At 69.8% G+C, this 17186-nt stretch carries 14 protein-coding genes, 1 pseudogene and 1 CRISPR repeat array; of the genes and pseudogenes, 13 read left to right on the top strand and 2 right to left on the bottom strand.

The genetic code is table 11. The features are described 5' to 3' along the window. The first annotated feature begins 687 nt into the window (after positions 1–687). The 9 genes from cas6 to cmr1 are packed head-to-tail and all read left to right on the top strand — an operon-like array spanning position 688 to position 10864. Positions 688–1482: a CRISPR system precrRNA processing endoribonuclease RAMP protein Cas6 gene (gene cas6, locus RM479_RS01045; protein ID WP_311509780.1), complete on the top strand. Its 795-nt coding sequence runs from the start codon at positions 688–690 to the stop codon at positions 1480–1482. After that, on the top strand, positions 1479–3335 hold the full coding sequence (locus RM479_RS01040; RefSeq protein WP_311509779.1) for a Cas10/Cmr2 second palm domain-containing protein: 1857 nt from the start codon (positions 1479–1481) through the stop codon (positions 3333–3335). The genes cas6 and RM479_RS01040 overlap by 4 nt, the downstream gene beginning before the upstream one ends. Continuing rightward, positions 3332–4468, top strand: coding sequence for a type III-B CRISPR module-associated Cmr3 family protein (locus RM479_RS01035; RefSeq protein WP_311509778.1), 1137 nt, complete (start codon positions 3332–3334; stop codon positions 4466–4468). Before RM479_RS01040 ends, RM479_RS01035 begins: the two co-directional genes overlap by 4 nt. Next, complete coding sequence (gene cmr4 / locus RM479_RS01030) at positions 4465–5391, top strand: type III-B CRISPR module RAMP protein Cmr4 (RefSeq protein ID WP_311509777.1); 927 nt, start codon at positions 4465–4467, stop codon at positions 5389–5391. Before RM479_RS01035 ends, cmr4 begins: the two co-directional genes overlap by 4 nt. Next, a complete protein-coding gene (locus RM479_RS01025) occupies positions 5384–5854 on the top strand; it encodes a type III-B CRISPR module-associated protein Cmr5 (protein WP_311509775.1) in 471 nt (156 codons plus the stop codon). Before cmr4 ends, RM479_RS01025 begins: the two co-directional genes overlap by 8 nt. Beyond that, entirely contained in the window at positions 5847–6890 is a 1044-nt protein-coding gene (locus RM479_RS01020) for a type III-B CRISPR module RAMP protein Cmr6 (RefSeq protein WP_311509774.1), read from the top strand. The genes RM479_RS01025 and RM479_RS01020 overlap by 8 nt, the downstream gene beginning before the upstream one ends. Continuing rightward, positions 6887–7900, top strand: a complete 1014-nt coding sequence (locus RM479_RS01015) for a hypothetical protein (RefSeq protein WP_311509773.1) — start codon at positions 6887–6889, stop codon at positions 7898–7900. The genes RM479_RS01020 and RM479_RS01015 overlap by 4 nt, the downstream gene beginning before the upstream one ends. Continuing rightward, positions 7897–9627, top strand: a complete 1731-nt coding sequence (locus RM479_RS01010) for a hypothetical protein (RefSeq protein ID WP_311509772.1) — start codon at positions 7897–7899, stop codon at positions 9625–9627. The genes RM479_RS01015 and RM479_RS01010 overlap by 4 nt, the downstream gene beginning before the upstream one ends. A gap of 13 nt (positions 9628–9640) precedes the next feature. After that, positions 9641–10864: a type III-B CRISPR module RAMP protein Cmr1 gene (gene cmr1, locus RM479_RS01005; protein WP_311509771.1), complete on the top strand. Its 1224-nt coding sequence runs from the start codon at positions 9641–9643 to the stop codon at positions 10862–10864. Positions 10865–11374: 510 nt separating this feature from the next. On the opposite strand, the pseudogene RM479_RS01000 reads toward cmr1, so the two are convergent. After that, a pseudogene (locus RM479_RS01000) lies at positions 11375–11532 on the bottom strand (IS5/IS1182 family transposase); the annotation flags it as partial. Positions 11533–11835: 303 nt separating this feature from the next. On the opposite strand from RM479_RS01000, the gene RM479_RS00995 reads away from it, so the two are divergent. After that, positions 11836–13062 (top strand): helix-turn-helix transcriptional regulator, encoded by a 1227-nt coding sequence (locus RM479_RS00995; protein ID WP_311509770.1) that lies wholly within the window; start codon positions 11836–11838, stop codon positions 13060–13062. On the opposite strand, the gene RM479_RS00990 is transcribed toward RM479_RS00995, so the two are convergent. Next, entirely contained in the window at positions 13046–13693 is a 648-nt protein-coding gene (locus tag RM479_RS00990) for an HAD family hydrolase (protein WP_311509768.1), read from the bottom strand. The genes RM479_RS00995 and RM479_RS00990 overlap by 17 nt on opposite strands. Positions 13694–13991: 298 nt before the next feature. Between RM479_RS00990 and RM479_RS00985 the strand changes: the two genes are divergently transcribed. The 3 genes from RM479_RS00985 (at position 13992) to RM479_RS00975 (ending at position 16259) form a co-directional block, all read left to right on the top strand. Then, entirely contained in the window at positions 13992–14162 is a 171-nt protein-coding gene (locus tag RM479_RS00985; RefSeq protein WP_311509767.1) for a hypothetical protein, read from the top strand. A gap of 41 nt (positions 14163–14203) precedes the next feature. Continuing rightward, the gene (locus RM479_RS00980; protein ID WP_311509766.1) at positions 14204–14416 is read left to right on the top strand and encodes a hypothetical protein; all 213 of its coding nucleotides are present in this window, start codon (positions 14204–14206) and stop codon (positions 14414–14416) included. Positions 14417–14774: 358 nt separating this feature from the next. Then, positions 14775–16259 (top strand): tyrosine-type recombinase/integrase, encoded by a 1485-nt coding sequence (locus RM479_RS00975; RefSeq protein ID WP_311509765.1) that lies wholly within the window; start codon positions 14775–14777, stop codon positions 16257–16259. Between the two features lie 76 nt (positions 16260–16335). After that, a CRISPR array of direct repeats spans positions 16336–16662; the repeat unit is 37 nt; unit sequence GTTTCCATGCCCTACGGGCTTTATAGGCCTGCGGAAC. Positions 16663–17186 lie beyond the last annotated feature (524 nt).

Here is a 17186-nt window from a genome sequence, read left to right as displayed (position 1 = left end):
TCGACCCGAACCAGGCATAACGAGCATTGGCGGTAGAGATGCCGCCTGGCCGTAGTTTCCATGCCCTACGGGCTTTATAGATCTACCGGAAAAACATCCTGGAGGTCGAGCCGGCTCAGCGCTGAGTTTCCATGCCCCACGGGCTTTATAGGCCTACTGGATCGACCAGAACCCTGGCGGAGGTGGCGCCGAGACAACGGTTTCCATGCTCTACGGGCTTTATAGGCCTGCCGGACGTGCCTGCCTCGCATGGGCATGGCGGTGGAGCTTGTTTCCATGCCCTACGGGCTTTATAGGCCTGCCGGACCCTTGCCTGTTTTCAGGGGTGATGAACTGCGATGATGTAACCCCTCTGCACGCGACACCTCTCTCCAACACCTTTCAGCCCGTGACCCGCGCCACTTTTCACGCCTGCGAGCCTCCGACCAGCAATAACACCGTGCGCGCAACTCGGGGTTTTCGAACCCGAACGAGATTCTGTGCACACGCCCCTGTCCCTCAGCCGGAGTCAGTGACACCTTTCACCATCCCTACCCGATCCCCGACCGTCAACCACCCCACTTGCCGCTACCGGACACACTTCCCCGTTTCCCGGACACACCACCACCAACGCTGCTACCTTGCTGCCCGCAAGGCGGCACCGCACCGCGCACCCTGACACTCCACGACACCCGTCCCGGAGGCCGCGTGCCCACACAGTGGACACTCACCCTCACACCCCCACCCCCCGCTCCGGTCGACCCGCGCCACCTGCACGCCCTCGCCTGCCACATGCTGGAAACCCCCACCACCGACCACACCGCCCCCACCAAGCCCTTCACCGCGGCCCTTAACAGCGGCCGACTCGTCCTGGGCCTCCTGGACGACTCCCGCCCCCTCGAACGCCTCGCTGTTCCAGCCGGTACCGCGCTGCGCCTGGGGTCGCGCACCTTCCACTGCTCACCGGTCGGCCACCGCGCCGAGCCCTACGCCCGCCTCGCGGCCTGTCCCCCCGCGATCAAGGCTCACATGGAGTTCCGGACCCCCACCTACGTGAAGCGCTCCGGCCGCCAGGTCCCCCTGCCCGATCCCGATCTCCTCCTGGCCGGGCTGGCCCGCCGCTGGGCGGCGCTGAGCCCGCTGCCCCTGCCAGCCGCCGCGGTCACCGGGGTCCTGGAGTCGGTACACCTGGCCCGGCACGACACCCGCACCGAGGTCTGCGGACAGGGCCCCGCCCAGCGGGTCGGGTTCGTCGGCAGCGCCACGTTCGGGTTGAGCGGGCGCCCCTCCCTCTCCGCACGGCGTGCCTTCGCTGCCCTGTGGTCCTTCGCCTCCTTCGCCGGTACCGGTGCCCAGACCACCCACGGATTCGGTCACGTGCACGTCCGCCTCCAGCATTCCGTCACCGTCGCCGATCCCGGCGACGCCGGTGTCCGAGAAAAGAACACGAGCCCCCCGCACCCCAGCCGCACCACCGACCGAACACGAAACGGAGCCGGATGAGCGGACATGCCCCCCGCGATCCCAGCGATCCCCGCGACCTGGTCGTCGTCGCCCTGTCCGGGGTGCAACGGTTCATCACCGAGTCCCGCACCACCGTCGACCTGCGCTCGGCCAGCCAGATCGTCGCCCACCTAGCCGCGGAGACGGTCCGGCACCTGCACCACGCCCACCAGGCGAGAATCGTCTTCCCCTCCCTGAGCGAGGGCAGGGTGCGCGGTGCCGATGACGGGATGCCGAACCGGGTCGTGGCACTGGTCCCCGCCGGGCAGGGTTCCCCTGCGGCCTCCGCCACCGCAGAGCGTCTGACGGCGGTGTGGGAGGGTTGGGTCGCCGAGGTCTTCGACCAGCCGATGCACGCCGTCCCCGGGTGGCCGGTGGTGCAGTGGGTGAGTGTCCCGGCCGCCGTCGGCCCCTACCCCGACCAGTGGCGCGAGGCCCAGCGGACGCTGGCCGAGCGCAAGACGGTGCGCGACTTCGCCCAGCCCTGGGACGAGCCGGAGGAGCTGTGCACCCTCTCCCCCCGGTGGCGGTCCGCGCCTGCCCCCGCTGTGGTCACCCAGCGCATGAAGCACATGGCGGACGAGAAACTGGCCGTCGCCAACTGGGTCAAGCGCCTGTGGCACCGCAAGACCCGCACGGGCCGCTCGTCCGGTTTCGCCTCCACCAACGCCCTGGCCTCCTCCCCCTACCGGGCCGAGGTCCTGCGCCTGTGGGCGGCGGACCCGGACATCGAGGATGCGGTCGCAGACCTGCACCTGTGCGCGGAGGAGCTGGGCGATGACCCGGTGGGCGAACGCCCGCTGGAGCACCTGCCACACGTCGCCGATTCCGAGGAGGCCGACTGGGTGCGCGGGCGCGGGAGCCGGTGGGTGTTCCCGGCCTCCTGGCACCTGGACGCCCTGGCCCGCGAGTTCAAACGCGACCGGGCCGATGCGGAGTTCGCACGCACCGTCCGCGACGGCTGGGAGGCCGCCCACCGGTTGGCGAAGGTCATGGCCCGGCACGGGGTGGACCCCCTGTCTCCGCACCTGGCGGTGCTGGTCCAGGACCTGGACTCCATGGGCCGCCACTTGTCGGGGCGGCGGACCCACCCGGACCGGGAACCGCTGGAGGTCGCCGAGGAGTCCCACGCCGACATCTCCCGGCTGCTCTCCCGGGTGGCCGCCGACCAGCGCGCCGCCATCACCGCCGCGGGCGGGGTCGTGGTCTACGCCGGTGGCGACGACCTTCTCGCCCTGGTGCCGGCCGCGGCGGCGCTGGAGGCGGCACGCGCCTGTCAGAAGACCATCCCACCGGAGCTGCCCACCGCCAGTACCGGGTTGCTGTTCTTCCACCACGACTCCTCCCTCGGCCAAGCCCTGGGCCGGGCCCGGGACCTGTTGGACCTGGCCAAGGAGCGGCCGGGCAAACACGCCCTGGGGGTGGGGTTCGTCCGCCACAGCGGGGCCCATGCCCACTGTGTTCTGCCCTGGTCGGCAGATCCCGCCCCCGACGAGGCCTTGCGCGTGTTCCTGCCCCGCGGGGATTACGCCCGTGTCCGGCTCTCCCCCGGGCTGCTGGGAGACCTGGCCGCCGAGGCGGCGCACCTGGACGGCGGCGATGCGGAACTGCGCACCCGGGACCAGGACGTGCTCCCGCCCCAGGTGGCCCGGGCGGAGATCCGCCGCCTGATCCTGCGCCATACCGCCCTGGGCCCGGGCTCCGAGGGTCGCCCCGGGGAGGCGGACCGGGCTCTGCTGGAGGGGTTCTCGCGCCATGCCGCCGCCCACCTGGAGCACCTGTCCCCCGCCGGGCGGCTGGTGGATGAGGACGCCGTGCGGATCGCCCTGTTCCTACGCCAGGAGGCGTCATGACCACCACCAAGAACCCGGGCGCCTTGGGGGTGTGGGTGACGCTGGACCCGCACGACACGGTGCAGGTCCGCGACGGACGCTCCTTCGACGCCGGGGCCGGAGGGGTCGCGCACAGCGTGCGCCCCTGGCCCTCCACGGCGGCCGGGGCCCTGGCCGCCGCCCTGGGCGGGGAGCCGGAGAGCCTGCGCGGTCCCTTTGTCGCCCACCGGGACGGTACGGCGTGGAGCCCCTACTTCCCGACCCCGCTGGACCTGGTCACCGAACCCGACGCCGCGGACGTGTGGCGGCTGCGCCACCCCCAGGCGGAGGACGATGGGACGGACCGTGAAGGCGGCGAAGACGACGATGTCCGTATCAGGACCGACCTCCAGGCCTGCGGCCAGCCGGACCTGGTACCGCTCTCCCTGCCCGAGGGGGTGGAAGAAGCCGACCCGCTCAGCGGCCTCCTCCCCGGTAACGTCATGGAGTCCTACCTGCACGGCACCCTGGTCGAGGCGGGCGACGTCGCCTCCCAGGACGAGTGGGGCCGGGCCGAAGAACCGGTGACGGCCGAGTCGCGCATCGGCGTGGGGCTGGACCCCGACGCCCGCACCGTCAAGGGCGGCCTGCTCTACCGGACCACCCACCTGCGGCTGGAGGAGGACTGGGCGTTCGCCGTCCACCTCACCCCCCGCCCCGGGCGGCACCGCCCGGTGGAGAAGGTGGCCGACCCGGTGCGCTTCGGCGGGCTGACCCGGCTCGCCGACCTCGCCCCGGCCCGGGTCACCGGGTGGCCGGACCGGCCTGAGGACTTCCCCGGTGGCAAGGTCCTGCTCTACGTCGCCACGCCCGCGGTGTGGCCCACCGGGTGGGTACCACCCCTGCCCGACGATGCCCGGCTGGTGTCCGCCGTGGTCGGCGACCCGTTGCCGGTGGCCACCGCGTCCCCGGTGCGCGACTACAAGCACTTCCAACGGACCCGCGCCATGGCCTGGGCGGTCCCGCCCGGGTCGATCTACCTGCTGCAATTCCTCGACCCCGACGACGCCACGACCTGGGCCCACTCCCAGCACGGGCAGGCCCTGGGACCGGCCGCCCGCCCCCGCTGGGACACGGCCGGGTTCGGTGTCGTCCTGACCGGAGTGTGGTCGTGACCAGTTACCTGCTGTACCTGTACACCGAATCCCCCCTGCACGCGGGGGGCGCCGAGGCCGAGGGGTCGGTGGACCTGCCGATCCAGCGCGAGGGCTCCACCGGCTACCCCCTGGTGTGGGGCCAGAGCCTCAAGGGGGCGCTGCGCCAGGCGGCCTACGACTCCGGATGGGGCGGGTACGCCGACGGGGACGACTCCTTCCTGGACCAGGTGTTCGGCCGGGCCGTGGGAGGGGAGAACGGCCCCGGGGTCAACCCCAGCGCCGGGCTGCTGACCGTCGGTGACGCGCAGCTGGTCGCCCTGCCGGTGCCCGCCCTGCACCACGGGTTCGCGTGGGCCACCTCCCCCGTGGCTCTGGGGCGTCTGGCCCGCAAGCACACCCACGCCCGCACCGGCCGGACCCTGCCCGGCATCCCCCAGGTCAACCCCGCCGAAGGGGTGTGCGCCACCGACGCCTGGGCGGACACCTCCGGGCAGGTGCTGGGGCCGTGCCTGGTCCCCACCAAACGCGCCCGTGACGGCGCGGCCAACCCCGCCGCGGCCTGGGCGGACCTGATCGCCGGTGAGGGGATCGGTGACGAGCCCCACCTCGCGACGTTCGCGGACAAGTTCCGCCAGGACCTCATCGTGGTCGGCACCGACGTGATGGCCCAACTGCTGCGCGAGTGCACCGAGCACACCGTCCGCGTCCAGCTCGACCCGGACACCAAGACCGTCAAGAACGGCCCGTTCACCAGCGAGTACCTGCCCGCCGAAAGCGTGCTGGCTGCGGTGCTGACCCTGCGCGACCACACCAACGGCGAGAACCACCGCGAACTCCTCGAAGGCCTGCTGGACCGGCAGGTTCTACAGATCGGCGGAGACGAGACCCTGGGCAAGGGACTGGTGTGGTCCCGCCTGGTGAAGGCGGTGCCCGGTGAGTAGCGTCCAACGCCTGGACCAAGAGCTGTCCGGCCTGGCCCTGAAGATCCTGGGCCGGCGGGTGAGCAAGGACCTGCGCACCCGGATGCGGCAACTGCCCTCCCGGCTGCGCGGCGGAGGCCTGGCCGCTACCTACGCATTCGTGCTCTCCAAAGCCGACCCGAACCCGGCCAAGGAGCTGGGGTACGCCTACCACCAGCTCGCGGTGAAGATCGCCGAGCACGTGTGCCACCGCCGCCTCCTGGGCGGCAACGGCACCGTCCTGCCCCCCAAACGCTTCCTGGAGGCGCTGTCCTCCGCCACCCCGGCCCAGTACGCCCGCGCCTGTGCCGAGGTCGACGCCCTGGCGACCTGGCTCAGCCGCCTGGCCGACGCCCTCCACGAACCGGCCCCGCCGGCGAACACCACGGGCGGCACCGACGGCGCGGACAGCGACCCGAACACGGTGGAGGGGGACCATGGCTGACCAGCGGTGGGGAGCAGGCTATGACGACCCCTCCGAGGAGACCGTCACCCTGGGAGCCGCGCACGGGCCGCTGGGCCGCACGGTGCACCTGCGCCACGTTGAGGTCGAGACGAAGGGCCGCGGGACCGAGGCGACCACCACGTTGCGTGCGGGCGGCAAGGACGTGGGCGGCGACGCCAACGCCCTGATGGTCCTGCGGCGGCTGTCCTTCGAGGCGACCGGCGGTCGTAAGAAGAAGTGGCAGGCCCACCGGCCGCTGCACGACTGGGCCGCCGTCTCCCAGGGAGGCCAGCACGACAAGGTCCTGCTCAACCGGGTCACCGAGCGCCGCCAGGCCCTACTGGACCGCTGGTGCGCCCCGCGCCCGGTCCCGAGGTCGGTCCAACGGCGCTTCCCCGACGCCGCCGGGCCCTCCCCTCGGGGGTGTGTGCTCCGGCTGGTCCTGACCTGCGAGTGGCGGCTGGCCACCGGGCTCGGGTTGCAGTTCGGGGTGCTCGACAGCGGCATGGCCCTGCACGGCACCTACGGGTGGCCCGTCATCCCCGCAGCCACCCTCAAGGGCCTGGCCGCCGCAGGGGCGCGCCTGGCAGAGGCCGCCCCCGAGCGGATGCGGGAACTGCTGGGCGACCCGCGTCCCCTCCAGGCCCCCGCCCGGACCGGTCCCCGGGGGCGGGGCGGTGTGGTCTTCCTGGACGCACTGCCCGACACCCGGACCGGGCTGAAGGTGCACAGCGACACCATCACCCCCCACCAGCAGCCCTACTACACCGACACCATGCCCGGCGCCGACCCCGCCGGGGAGCCGCGTCCCCCTGGCGAGCACCACGCCCCCGTCCCGGTGCCGTTCCTGTCGGTGAGCGGGCGGCTGTGCGTGGACCTGCTCGGCACCGGCCCCGCCGACCTGGACACCGTCAGGCAGTGGCTGGACCTGGCCGGTGAGGAGGTCGGCGGCGGCGGACGGACCACTGCCGGATACGGCTACTTCACCTGCAAACCCGCACCCGCCAAGAAGACCGGCAAGGAGAAGCGGCCGTGAGCGCGAAGCCCCGCACCGTCCACCTCATCACCGTCGGGGTGAGCCTGTTCGACAACCTCCAGCACAGCCTGACCGGGCTCAGGGGCGGCGGCGCGGACGACCGTAAGGGCCTGCTGGAAGACGACAAGGCCCTGGCCAAACGCATCTGGGACGCGCGCAAGGAACTTCACGACCCCAAGAGCGAGCTGACCGCCGACCTGGAGCGTGAAGCACAGGCCGCCTGGCTGGCGGAGGTGACCACCCCGGGGTCGGGGGCGGCCCGGGACCGTCTGGAGGAGCTGCTGGTCCGGATCGAGCCCGGCCGGTGGCCGGCCGAAGCCGGTGCCGAACTCAGTAGTTTGGCCGCGCACAACCTCCCCTCCAAGCGCGTACCGGTCCCCGACCGGGACACCGCCATCCTCATCACCAGCGACACCGGCAAGGGGCTGCGCGCGTCCCTGTTCAACGCCGTGGCCCTGGCCGGAGGCGACCTGGACCGGGTGCGGTACCTGCACGAGCCCACCGAAGAGGGGATCGTGCGTGAACGGGGGAACATCGTGATCGCCCGTCTGCCCCACCTGGACGTCGGTGGAGAGAAGGAGTTCACCGAGGCGATGCGCGACCTGGGCCGGATCGGACGCGGTGTGGACCGGCTGCTGCGACCGGAGGACGATGTCGCCCGCTTCCACCTCTCCGGTGGTTTCAAGGCCGCGCTGCCGTTCATCCTGGGGCTGGGTGAGGCGCTACGCGGACTGCGCGGACCGGTCAAGGTACGCGCGTTCGCCCTGCACGAGCTCGCGCCAGGCCTGCGGTCCATCGAACTGCCCCTGCGGTCCCTGCCCCCGAAACCGGTGAACGAGCAGCTGGAACCGTTCGGCGACGACGGTCGCATGGTCGGCGAACCCCCGCAGGGGGCGCCGTTGCGCGGGTTCGCCTACGACCGGGTGAGCGACGGCCGCACCTGGCGGCTGACCCCCTTCGGGGAGGCACTGCGCGAGCTCCACCGCGGCCGCCGCGTGGACGAGCGATGACGACCGTGGACACCACCGCCGAGAGTGGGGGCGGGGATGGCGAGCGGGATCCGGAAACCCTTCTCGGCGGGCTCGCCCACCGGCTCGGCCGGGGCTTCGGGACGGTCCTCAACGAGGGCCGGGAGAACCTCGCCCGCACCCACGACGAACCCGCCCTGTCCGAGCCCGTCCTGGCCGCCGCCCTGCTGAAGCTGACCAACGCCCACAGCGACGGCACCGGCCTGACCCGCGCCCACGACGCCCTCACCGCCTGCTGGGACGAGCACCCGGAAGTGGTGCGGGTCCTGCTGCACCGCCCTGTCACCTTCCTGGACCGGCTGCCCGAACTGCTGGCGGGCACCGGGCCCAGCGCACCGGCCGCCGCCCCCGCGCTGGGGGACGGGGAAGGGTGGCGGGTCTTCGCCGCCTGCGCCGACCTGCTCTGGGACTACCTCAACAGGGACACCCCCCACACACGCAAGCACCGCCACCTCGCACCCCTGGCCGCCCGGACCCGGTTCCTGGCCCTGTCCGAACCCTTCCGCCACCCCGACGACCAGGTCTGGTCGGACCTGCGCGCCACCACCGGTGCCCTGTACCGGATCTTCGGACACGGCACCTGGCCCGAACCCGCCCGCCGGGCACAGGAGGCCCGGGAGACCTGGCGGAACCACCTCAACGGGCACCAGTCCATCCCCCTGTTCGACCACGCTCCGCCCACGGCCGTCGAAGACGAGGTGCGGTCGCTGGCGCTCGTCCCCGCCACCGGGTTCTCCGGCGACCCGCTGGTGCTGGCCGCCCCGTCCGCACCCGGGTCAGCGGGGGACGAACGGACCGTCCGGGAGCGTGCGCGGGCCGTGCCCCCGGCAGAACGGGCGCTGCTGGAAGAGGTCGTGGAACAGCACCTGCTCCCCAGGTTCGCCACCGGACGGGTATGGGCGATCGCCCTGGGGCTGCGCCGGACCCACCCGCCCGCCGGGCAGGCCGTGGTGTTCGCGATGGTCGCCGTGTGCGCGGCCGGGGCGCTCGCCTGCACCGTGTGGGCCCTGTTCGACCAGGACATGCCCCTCACCATCGGCCTGGGGCTCGCCGCGGCCACCTATGTCCTCATCGGAGCGGGCACCCTGTGGTTCGGCCGCCTGTGGGCGATGCCGCTCATGCTGCGCCTGCCCGCCGCCGCGGCCGTCGGACTGATCGTGCTCGTGGCGCTGCACCCGGACTGGTGGACGAACATCCGCCCCGGGCCCGACCTGTCCACGCTGCTGGCCCTGTTGGGCGGTGTCTCGTTCGGCTACCTCCTCATCGAGGCCCGCAACCACAACTCCGGCCAGTTCCCCCAGCGCTTGCGAGCGGCGGCCGGGCCCCTGGCACGCATCACGGGACGGGCCCTGTCGGTGACCCTCACCGGGCTCGTACACGCCTCCCTCGTCGCCCTGCTGGGCATGGCCGTCATCGCCCCCGTCTTCTCCGAGGAGGGCCCCCGGCTCACCACCGCCTGGACCGGCGAAGAACAAGGGGCGGGTCAGGAGACGGGTGAACCCGCCCCGGAGACGGCCGACACTCCCGAGCCCACCGAGGACACCGCAGCGCCTCCTCAGGAACCCCCGCGCCAACCCGGGGAGCCCTGGGCGATCCTGGCCGCCGCCACCTTCTGGTGCCTGGCCGCCGGAGTGTTCTCCCAGATCCTGTGGGACGACCAGCCCATCACCGCACCGCTGGCCCACCGACGCTGGCGCAACGAAAGGTAGAACGGGTACGCCCATGGCCTGGACCGACTTCCAGCTGACCGTGACCACCCCGCTGTTCAACGACGACGACCCGACCGTCGGGCTGCGGGTCTCCTCCGTGCGCGGCGCGATGCGCTTCTGGTTCCGGGCGCTGGCCGGAACCGTGTACGGCTCCGGCGTGCCCGCACTCGCCCGCGCGGAGCAGAAGGTGTTCGGCAGCACCGAGGAGGCGTCCCCGGTGCGGTTGCGGCTGGCCAACCAGCCCACCGCCCGCGCCATGATCAAGGCGGGCGAGCCCTCCTCCTTCCTCGCGGGAGACCCGGCCGAGGACTACGAACCCGGGAAATGGGTCGCCTACCTCCTGGGGCAGGGACACGCCGCCAAGAGGAAGTCGGGCTGGGTCACCACCCGCCCGCACACCCGCCCCAACCACCGATTCACCCTGAAGGTCGGCTTCAGCGGAGACCCGGCGGTCGACTCGCTCGCCCTGGCGTCGCTGTGGGCGGCCTGCACCTACGGCGGATTCGGCGCCCGTACCCGCAAGGGGTTCGGCAACGTACACCTGACTCACAAGGGCGGCCCCCTGCCGGAGGGCCCCTGGCAGGACGACTCCCCCGATACCCCGGGGTTCGACCACTACCGGGAACTGGACCACCTACCGGTGGACGGTCCACTGAAGGCCTGCACGGACCTGCTCCCCGGTCTGGTCCCGGTCCCGGAGGGCGCCGATGGCCCGGGGGTCGCCCCACAGCCCACCCTGGGGGCGGGGAACACGAGCGCCGTCCTCGCCGACTTCACCGCAGACGACTGGGAGGCGGTGGCCGCCGAGACCGGGGAGCGGTACCGCAGGTTCCGCGCCAGCGTGCCGCACGGATCACCCGACCCCGGCTACAAGCCGCCCATCAAGACACCTGAATACGGAACGGTCATCCACGGCACCGACGACCGGTTCCCTCTCGGAGCCCTGGGGCTCCCGGTGAACTACAAGGGCGGAGCCAAGGTGACCGCTTACAAGGGGGAGAGAGACGAGCTGCGCCGCGCCTCACCGCTGTGGTTCCGGTTCATCAAGAACGAGCACGAAGGAACGTGGGAGTTGTTCTCCTTCGCCTTCCACAACCCGTTCCTGCCCGCCGACCAAGGACTGAGCACTCGACTCACCGGCAAACAGGTCGACAGCAGGGAGGTGTACATCACCGACGAGAACGTCCGCGAACGAACAAAGGCATGGATGGACCTGGTCCGAGGACCGGAATCTTGAGGCGCGAACGGTCGGCCGCATCGCTCCGAGAACTCGAAAGCCGATCCGCTACCAGGCAACGGAGGTCCGGACGCGGTTCCGGCTCTGGCCAAGAGGGCTGCGCCGGAGCAGTGTGGGTTGAGGTGCTCGAAGGGCTGCGGGATCGCGGGGTTGGCGGGACGTGTACACCGAATCTCATTCGGGATTGAAAACCCCACGTTGCGTGCAGGACGTTTACGCTGATCAGAAGCCCACAAAAGCAAAAAGTGGCCCCGGACACAGGGAGGAGAGCACCCGGAAGGGCAGCCGCGTGCAGAGGGGTTGCATCATCACAGGTCACGATCCCCGAAAACGGGGAAGGGTTCCGTAGGCCTATAAAGCCCGTAGGGCATGGAAACACGGGTTGCCCCTCCTCCACCGCCAGGGTTCTGGTGTTCCGTAGGCCTATAAAGCCCGTAGGGCATGGAAACCCAGGAACACGACCGCAAAAGCGATCAACATACCTGTTCCGTAGGCCTATAAGAGCTCATCTCATTTGGCGAGTCGGCGATAGCAGATCAATGTGCAGGCGATGCCGGCGAAGGCCAGGAAGTGGTCGGCCGGTAGCGGCGGTGCAGGCGGCGGCATCCGGCCAGCCAGGCCATGACACGCCCGGTCTGCCACCGGCGCCTGCCCAACCGCTGCGAGCATGCCGAGCAGTTTCTGAGCGTCCGGGGCAGAAACCTACGCGCACTCGAATAAGCGCGGTGTTCGAACTATGCGAGCTGTTCGATTTCTCACTCCCGAAAGGCGCAGAGACTCCGGAGAAGATCACTCCGCTTCGGAAAGAACCCGAACGCGGAGACGGCCCCGTGGTTACTGTGGAGTGATCTCGTTGCACCCCCAGGTGACGGAGGAACCCCTCGATGCGTTGTGGAAACTGCGGGCGAGACCGCGGCGCCCACCATGGGTCCTGTCAGTGCATCCCCTCGTGGGTATGGCGGGATCCGGAGATGGTGGACGCCGTCCGGGAACGTGACGCCCAGCGGGTGATCCGTTTTCTGCGCCGACGGGTCAAGAACCTGTCCCAGGAGGCCCTGGCCAGGATGTGCGGGGTCGCCCAAAGCACCATCACGCGCGCTGAAGCAGGCAAAGGACTCAGCGACCGACGCAAGATTCACGAGGCTCTCCAAGGGCTCGGAGCCCTGGACCCGCTCCCGGCCGACGAAGCACCTCGCTCCCTCGCCGAGCCCGAGCAGCCGACGCCCGCAAGCGGAGGCGGTGATGTCGACTGGAAGCGGGGCATCGCGCTGCTGGAATCCCTCGTCAACAGGTACGACCTCCCCGACGACGGGCGGGTGCGGTCTCTCGGCCAGCTCCAGCGAGAGGTCAACAGCATCATTCGGTGCCGCCTAAACTCCCACTACAGCTGCCTGATGAAACGCCTCCCGGAGTTGCTCCCGGAGCTGAGCCGCTCCCTGTTGAGCCATCACGGGCAAGAACGTGCCCACGCGGCCCGCCTGCTGGTCCAGGCGTACAGGGCCGCCGACGCGATCGCGGACAAGTTCGGTCTCCACCACCTTTCCGCCCGCACCATCCAGGTGCTCCTGTGGGCAGCCGACCAGACCGGAGACGACGTCACGCGGGCCGCCGCCACCTACGTGCGCGGGGAGACCTTCTTCTGCTCCGGGGAGCATGAAGCCGGACGCCGCCTACTCGAACGCGCAGCCGAGAACCTGACGCCCTCGGACGCGCGCTCATGGGCGGCCTACGGGTCCCTGCACATGCGCGCCGCCGTGTTCGCAGCAAGAGACCACAATCCCCGGCAGGCCGTGCCTCACCTGGCACAAGCGCGCCTCGCCGCCGAGCACACCCGGGAGGCGGTCTACACCGGCACGGCCTTCGGTAGCGCCTCCGTGCGCATCCACCAGGTCACCCTGGCCTTGGAATGCGAGGACCCCGACCAGGCCCTCCACGCTGCCGTGGGTTGGACTCCGCCCCTGGAGCTTCCCGCTGAGCGGGCTTCGCACTACTTCATCGACGTGGCCCGTGCCCACCACCTCCTCGGACGCCAGGAGGTGGCCTTGGCCAACCTGCGGGCCGCATGGCAGAGAGCCCCGGAGCACACACGGCTCAATCCCCACGTGCGAGCGCTGTCCGGACTGCTGCTGTCGTCCGGCCGGGCCCAGGCGCAGGCTCGTGAGTTCGTCGCTCAGACCGGGGTCAGTCCCTTGCGGTGAGCAGGCCCGGCAGTTCCTTGATCGAGTCGATGACCCAGTCCGCGTGCGCGCGCACCTGGGGCTCGTCCGCCCACAGGTATCCCCAGGGGCCGCGACGGATCAGCGCCGGCCGCAGCCCCGCTTCACGGGCGGGGAGAACGTCGTTGTCGCGGTGGTCGCCCACGTACACGATCTCCTGCGGTTCCCCGGGAGCCATGGCGATGACACGGTCGAAGAAGCCGGGGTCGGGTTTGGCCACCCCCCACTCCCCGGATGTGGCGATGGCATCGACGGGAAGGTCCAGCTGTCGGAGGAGCTCTCCGGCACGGGCGGTCTGATTTCCCGCGATCCCCACCCAGAGTCCGGCGTCCCGCAGGGCCTGTAGTCCGGGCCGAACGTCGGGGTACAGGTCCACGTCCTCGATGAGTTCCCCACGTCCCGCGTCCTCACGCCGTTGGCGCTCCTCGGCCAGGTCGAAGCCTGGACGGAAGTAGTCGAAGGTCTCCGCGTTGTTGCGCCCCTCGGCCGTCACAGCACCCAGGACGGCGGAGAAGGTGTGCAGGGGAACGTTCAGCCAGTCGGCCCATCGCGCCCACTCCCGGGTGTCGTCAATGAGGGTTTCTCCGACGTCGAACACCACTGAGCGAATCATGCTCTCCTGCTCTTTCCAGACCTGACGTGCACGGGCTCTCGGTGTTCAGCGTAGAACCAGCAGCCGATCGAGGCATCCGCACCCAAAGCCCTACATCCCTATGCACTGGCCATACCGGGTTTTTCGAACACCGCGCATAAATCGAACGGCGAGATTATGCGTGTGCGCATAGGTCGGTGTCCCGGTTCGCGCGACACTGCTGACTCCGGTCACCGTTCGCGGTACGAACCCCGCTGGGCGGCGGACCGGTGACCGGTCCCGGTCATCGCGATGGTGACGACCCCACGGAAAGGCGCACATGAGCAACAAGGCCAGTCTCACGACGTCCACCGACCGTACGACGCAGCTCACCATCGCCGACCTCGGCAGGATCATGACGCTCACCCTGCCGCAGGTCGGCATGGACCGGATGACCACGCCCCGGGTGGAGGAGACGCTGTCCTGCTCCGCCCTGACCGCTCACTTCTAGACCGACGAGTCCGTCGACCTCAGAAAACGAAGGAGTCTTGAGTGAGCAACTGGGAACGGGTCACACTGCTCTTTGCCAACGGGGCGAGGCCCCTGGCGCAGAAGAACGCACTGTCGTTCGCCGATCTGCTGCGCGCGAACCGCTTTCCGCCGTCCATGTTCCAGGCCTACGAAGTACCCGGCGAAGAGATCAACCAGCCCTCCTGGCCCGGAGAAATGCTCAGCCGGTACTGGGACAAGCGCTCAGACACGTAGCTGCGGCACCACAGCCGCCATCTGCCCACCAAATCTCTTCGTGGTTCTCAGAGCCCTGCTCACAAGGCGTCACCAGCCCTTGAAAGCAGGGCTTTCCGCATCTTCCACCGGATGGCACCTGGTGGATTCTTTACCTTCTGAGCGGCCTTTGAGTGCGCCGTGAGTGTGGTCTGAGTCCGGCGTGAAAGTGCTCTGAGCAGGGCGTTCGTCAAGGTTCGGGTGTCCGATGACCCGCACTGGCGAAAGGTCTGCTCATGGGCTCGCGCTCACCTTTGCACGTGGTCGAAGTTCGTCTCGGCCTGCCCACAGCCTGTGGATGCGGTGCGCGCACCACCACCCCAAAGGAGAACGAGGACCGGTGAGCACCGTACGCGAAGGCTCCACCTTCAAACGCTGCACCTGCCGCCACCCCGACACCCGCACCCCCGTCGGAGCGCGCTGCCCCAAGCTGCGCCGCCGCAACGGCACCTGGAGCTCCACCCACGGCCGATGGGGCTACCAGATCGAACTCCCGCCCACCGCCGACGGCAAACGCCGCCAGGCCCGCAAGATCGGCCTGGCATCCCAGGAGGACGCCTTGGGCGAACTCGCCCACATCAAGATCCTGCTCGAAACCGCCCACCAGGACGAACCCGAAACCCTGATCAGGGTCGCCGACCTCATCCAGACCGCCCTGCGCGCCCGCACACCCCTACCTGAGGTCGAGGAGGTCAAGCGGCGGATCAACCTCGGCGTGGACGTCCGCACCACCGTCCCCACCCTCGCGGAGTGGTTGACCGAGTGGCTGGGCGGCAAACCCGGGCTGGCCGAGGGCACCCGCGCCTCCTACGCCGGGCACCTGCGCAACCACCTCATCCCCCACCTGGGGCACCTGCCGTTGAACAAGCTCCAAGCCCGCCACATCGAGGCCATGTTCGCCACGATCGAGGAGAACAACGAACACGTCCTGGAATGCCGCGAATCCGCCGACCCGCAGGTGCGCGCCCAGGCCAAAGGAAAAAGGGTCACCTCGCTGTCCACCAAGCACCGCATCCGCGCCACCCTGCGCAGCGCCCTGTCCGACGCCGTCCGCTCACCCGAACTACCCGTCACGGTGAACGTCGCCTCCCACGCCCGGTTGCCGTCCTGCCCCAGGAAAAAGCCCCTGGTGTGGACCGCCGACCGGATCGCGAAATGGCACAAGGACGGCACCGTTCCGGGTGAGGTCATGGTATGGACACCCGACCAGACCACCGCGTTTCTCACCCACGCCCGCAAATACCCCTGGCTCTACGCCCTGTTCCACCTCATCGCCATCAAAGGGCTCCGACGCGGCGAAGCAGTTGGTCTACCGTGGCGGAACGTGCGGCTCACCGACGGGCAGATCGACATCACCACCCAAATCGTGCAGGTGGGATGGAGGACGATTACGAGTACTCCGAAAAGCGACGCGGGTTCGCGCACCATCACCTTGGATGCCACGACGGCGCGGGTGTTGAAGCGGTGGCGACGCCACCAGTTGGAGGCCAAACTCGCCGCCGGAAAGGACTGGGTGAACAGCGGACTGGTGTTCACCCGCCAGAACGGTGAAGGCTGGCATCCGGCAGAGGTCACCGACTGGTTCAACCGCATCGGCAAGGCGGCGGACCTGCCACCGATCGGACTGCACGGGCTACGCCACGGAGCCGCCTCCACCGCCCTGGCCGCCGGCGTCGACGTCAAGGTGGTCTCCGCCGAACTCGGCCACGCCACCACCCACTTCACCCAGGACACCTACCAGACCGTGTTCCCCGACGTCGCCAAGGCAGCGGCCGAGGCCACCGCCGCGATGTTCACCGCCAAGCGCACCCCGACCGCAAACTGACCTCACACGCCACCATCACAAGGCCGGGGCAGGAGGACCAACCTCCCGCCCCGGCCTGCGTATTGGCAGTATTCGCCATTTCATTTCCCACGGTCTTTATAGGCCTGCGGAACGTGCAACTGCCCGAACGGCAGACAGGGAGACTGAAACTGGTTTCCATGCCCTACGGGCTTTATAGGCCTGCGGAACGAGGAGCAGATGGTGGAGAGGCTCCACAACCTCGGTTTCCATGCCCTACGGGCTTTATAGGCCTGCGGAACGCTAACCAAGAAGGACGACACAAAGACGTGCAGTTTCCATGCCCTACGGGCTTTATAGGCCTGCGGAACACACAACCTGAGAGCGCAGCCGGAGTGATCCATTCGGGTTTCCATGCCCTACGGGCTTTATAGGCCTGCGGAACCCTTCCCCGTTTTCAGGGGTCGTGACCTGCGACGATACACCGCTTCTGCACGCGACCACCTTCCTGAGCACACTCCAACCTGTGACCCAGGCCTCTTTTCGCCCAAACAAGCCCCTGAACAGCGAGAATGCTCTGCACGCAACACGGGATTTCCAGACCCGAACCAGATTCGGTGTACACGTCCCGCCCCGAAGAGGTCGCCCGCAGCTCATCACTCCTCTACCCGCTCATACCCCTGCCACCACCCGCTGGCCGCAACCGGCCGCAGGCACCCTCGGCCCGAGCACGCCGCCAAGGGGACAGACACGGCACACGGGCGCCCAGCGGGGCGTTGGCGGGTGTGCGCGGACCCGGGGCGGGAACGACATGACGGCGCCCCGGCGGAAGAGCGCGGAGCGAAAATGCTCGGGAGGCGGGAGGCACGGGGGAGACAAAAGAGCGAGCTTCGAGCAACCAGCGGACACCTGGAACGAGGAAAACCCAGGCCGGGGACCTTGAAAATGGCCTCTGACCTGGGGTTTTGT

Origin of the sequence: Nocardiopsis lambiniae (assembly GCF_031845465.1) — a bacterium.
In the GTDB taxonomy this organism is placed as follows: domain Bacteria; phylum Actinomycetota; class Actinomycetes; order Streptosporangiales; family Streptosporangiaceae; genus Nocardiopsis; species Nocardiopsis lambiniae.
The sequence above is the reverse complement of the archived record's forward strand: the minus strand, read 5'-3'. Positions and strand labels throughout refer to the sequence as shown.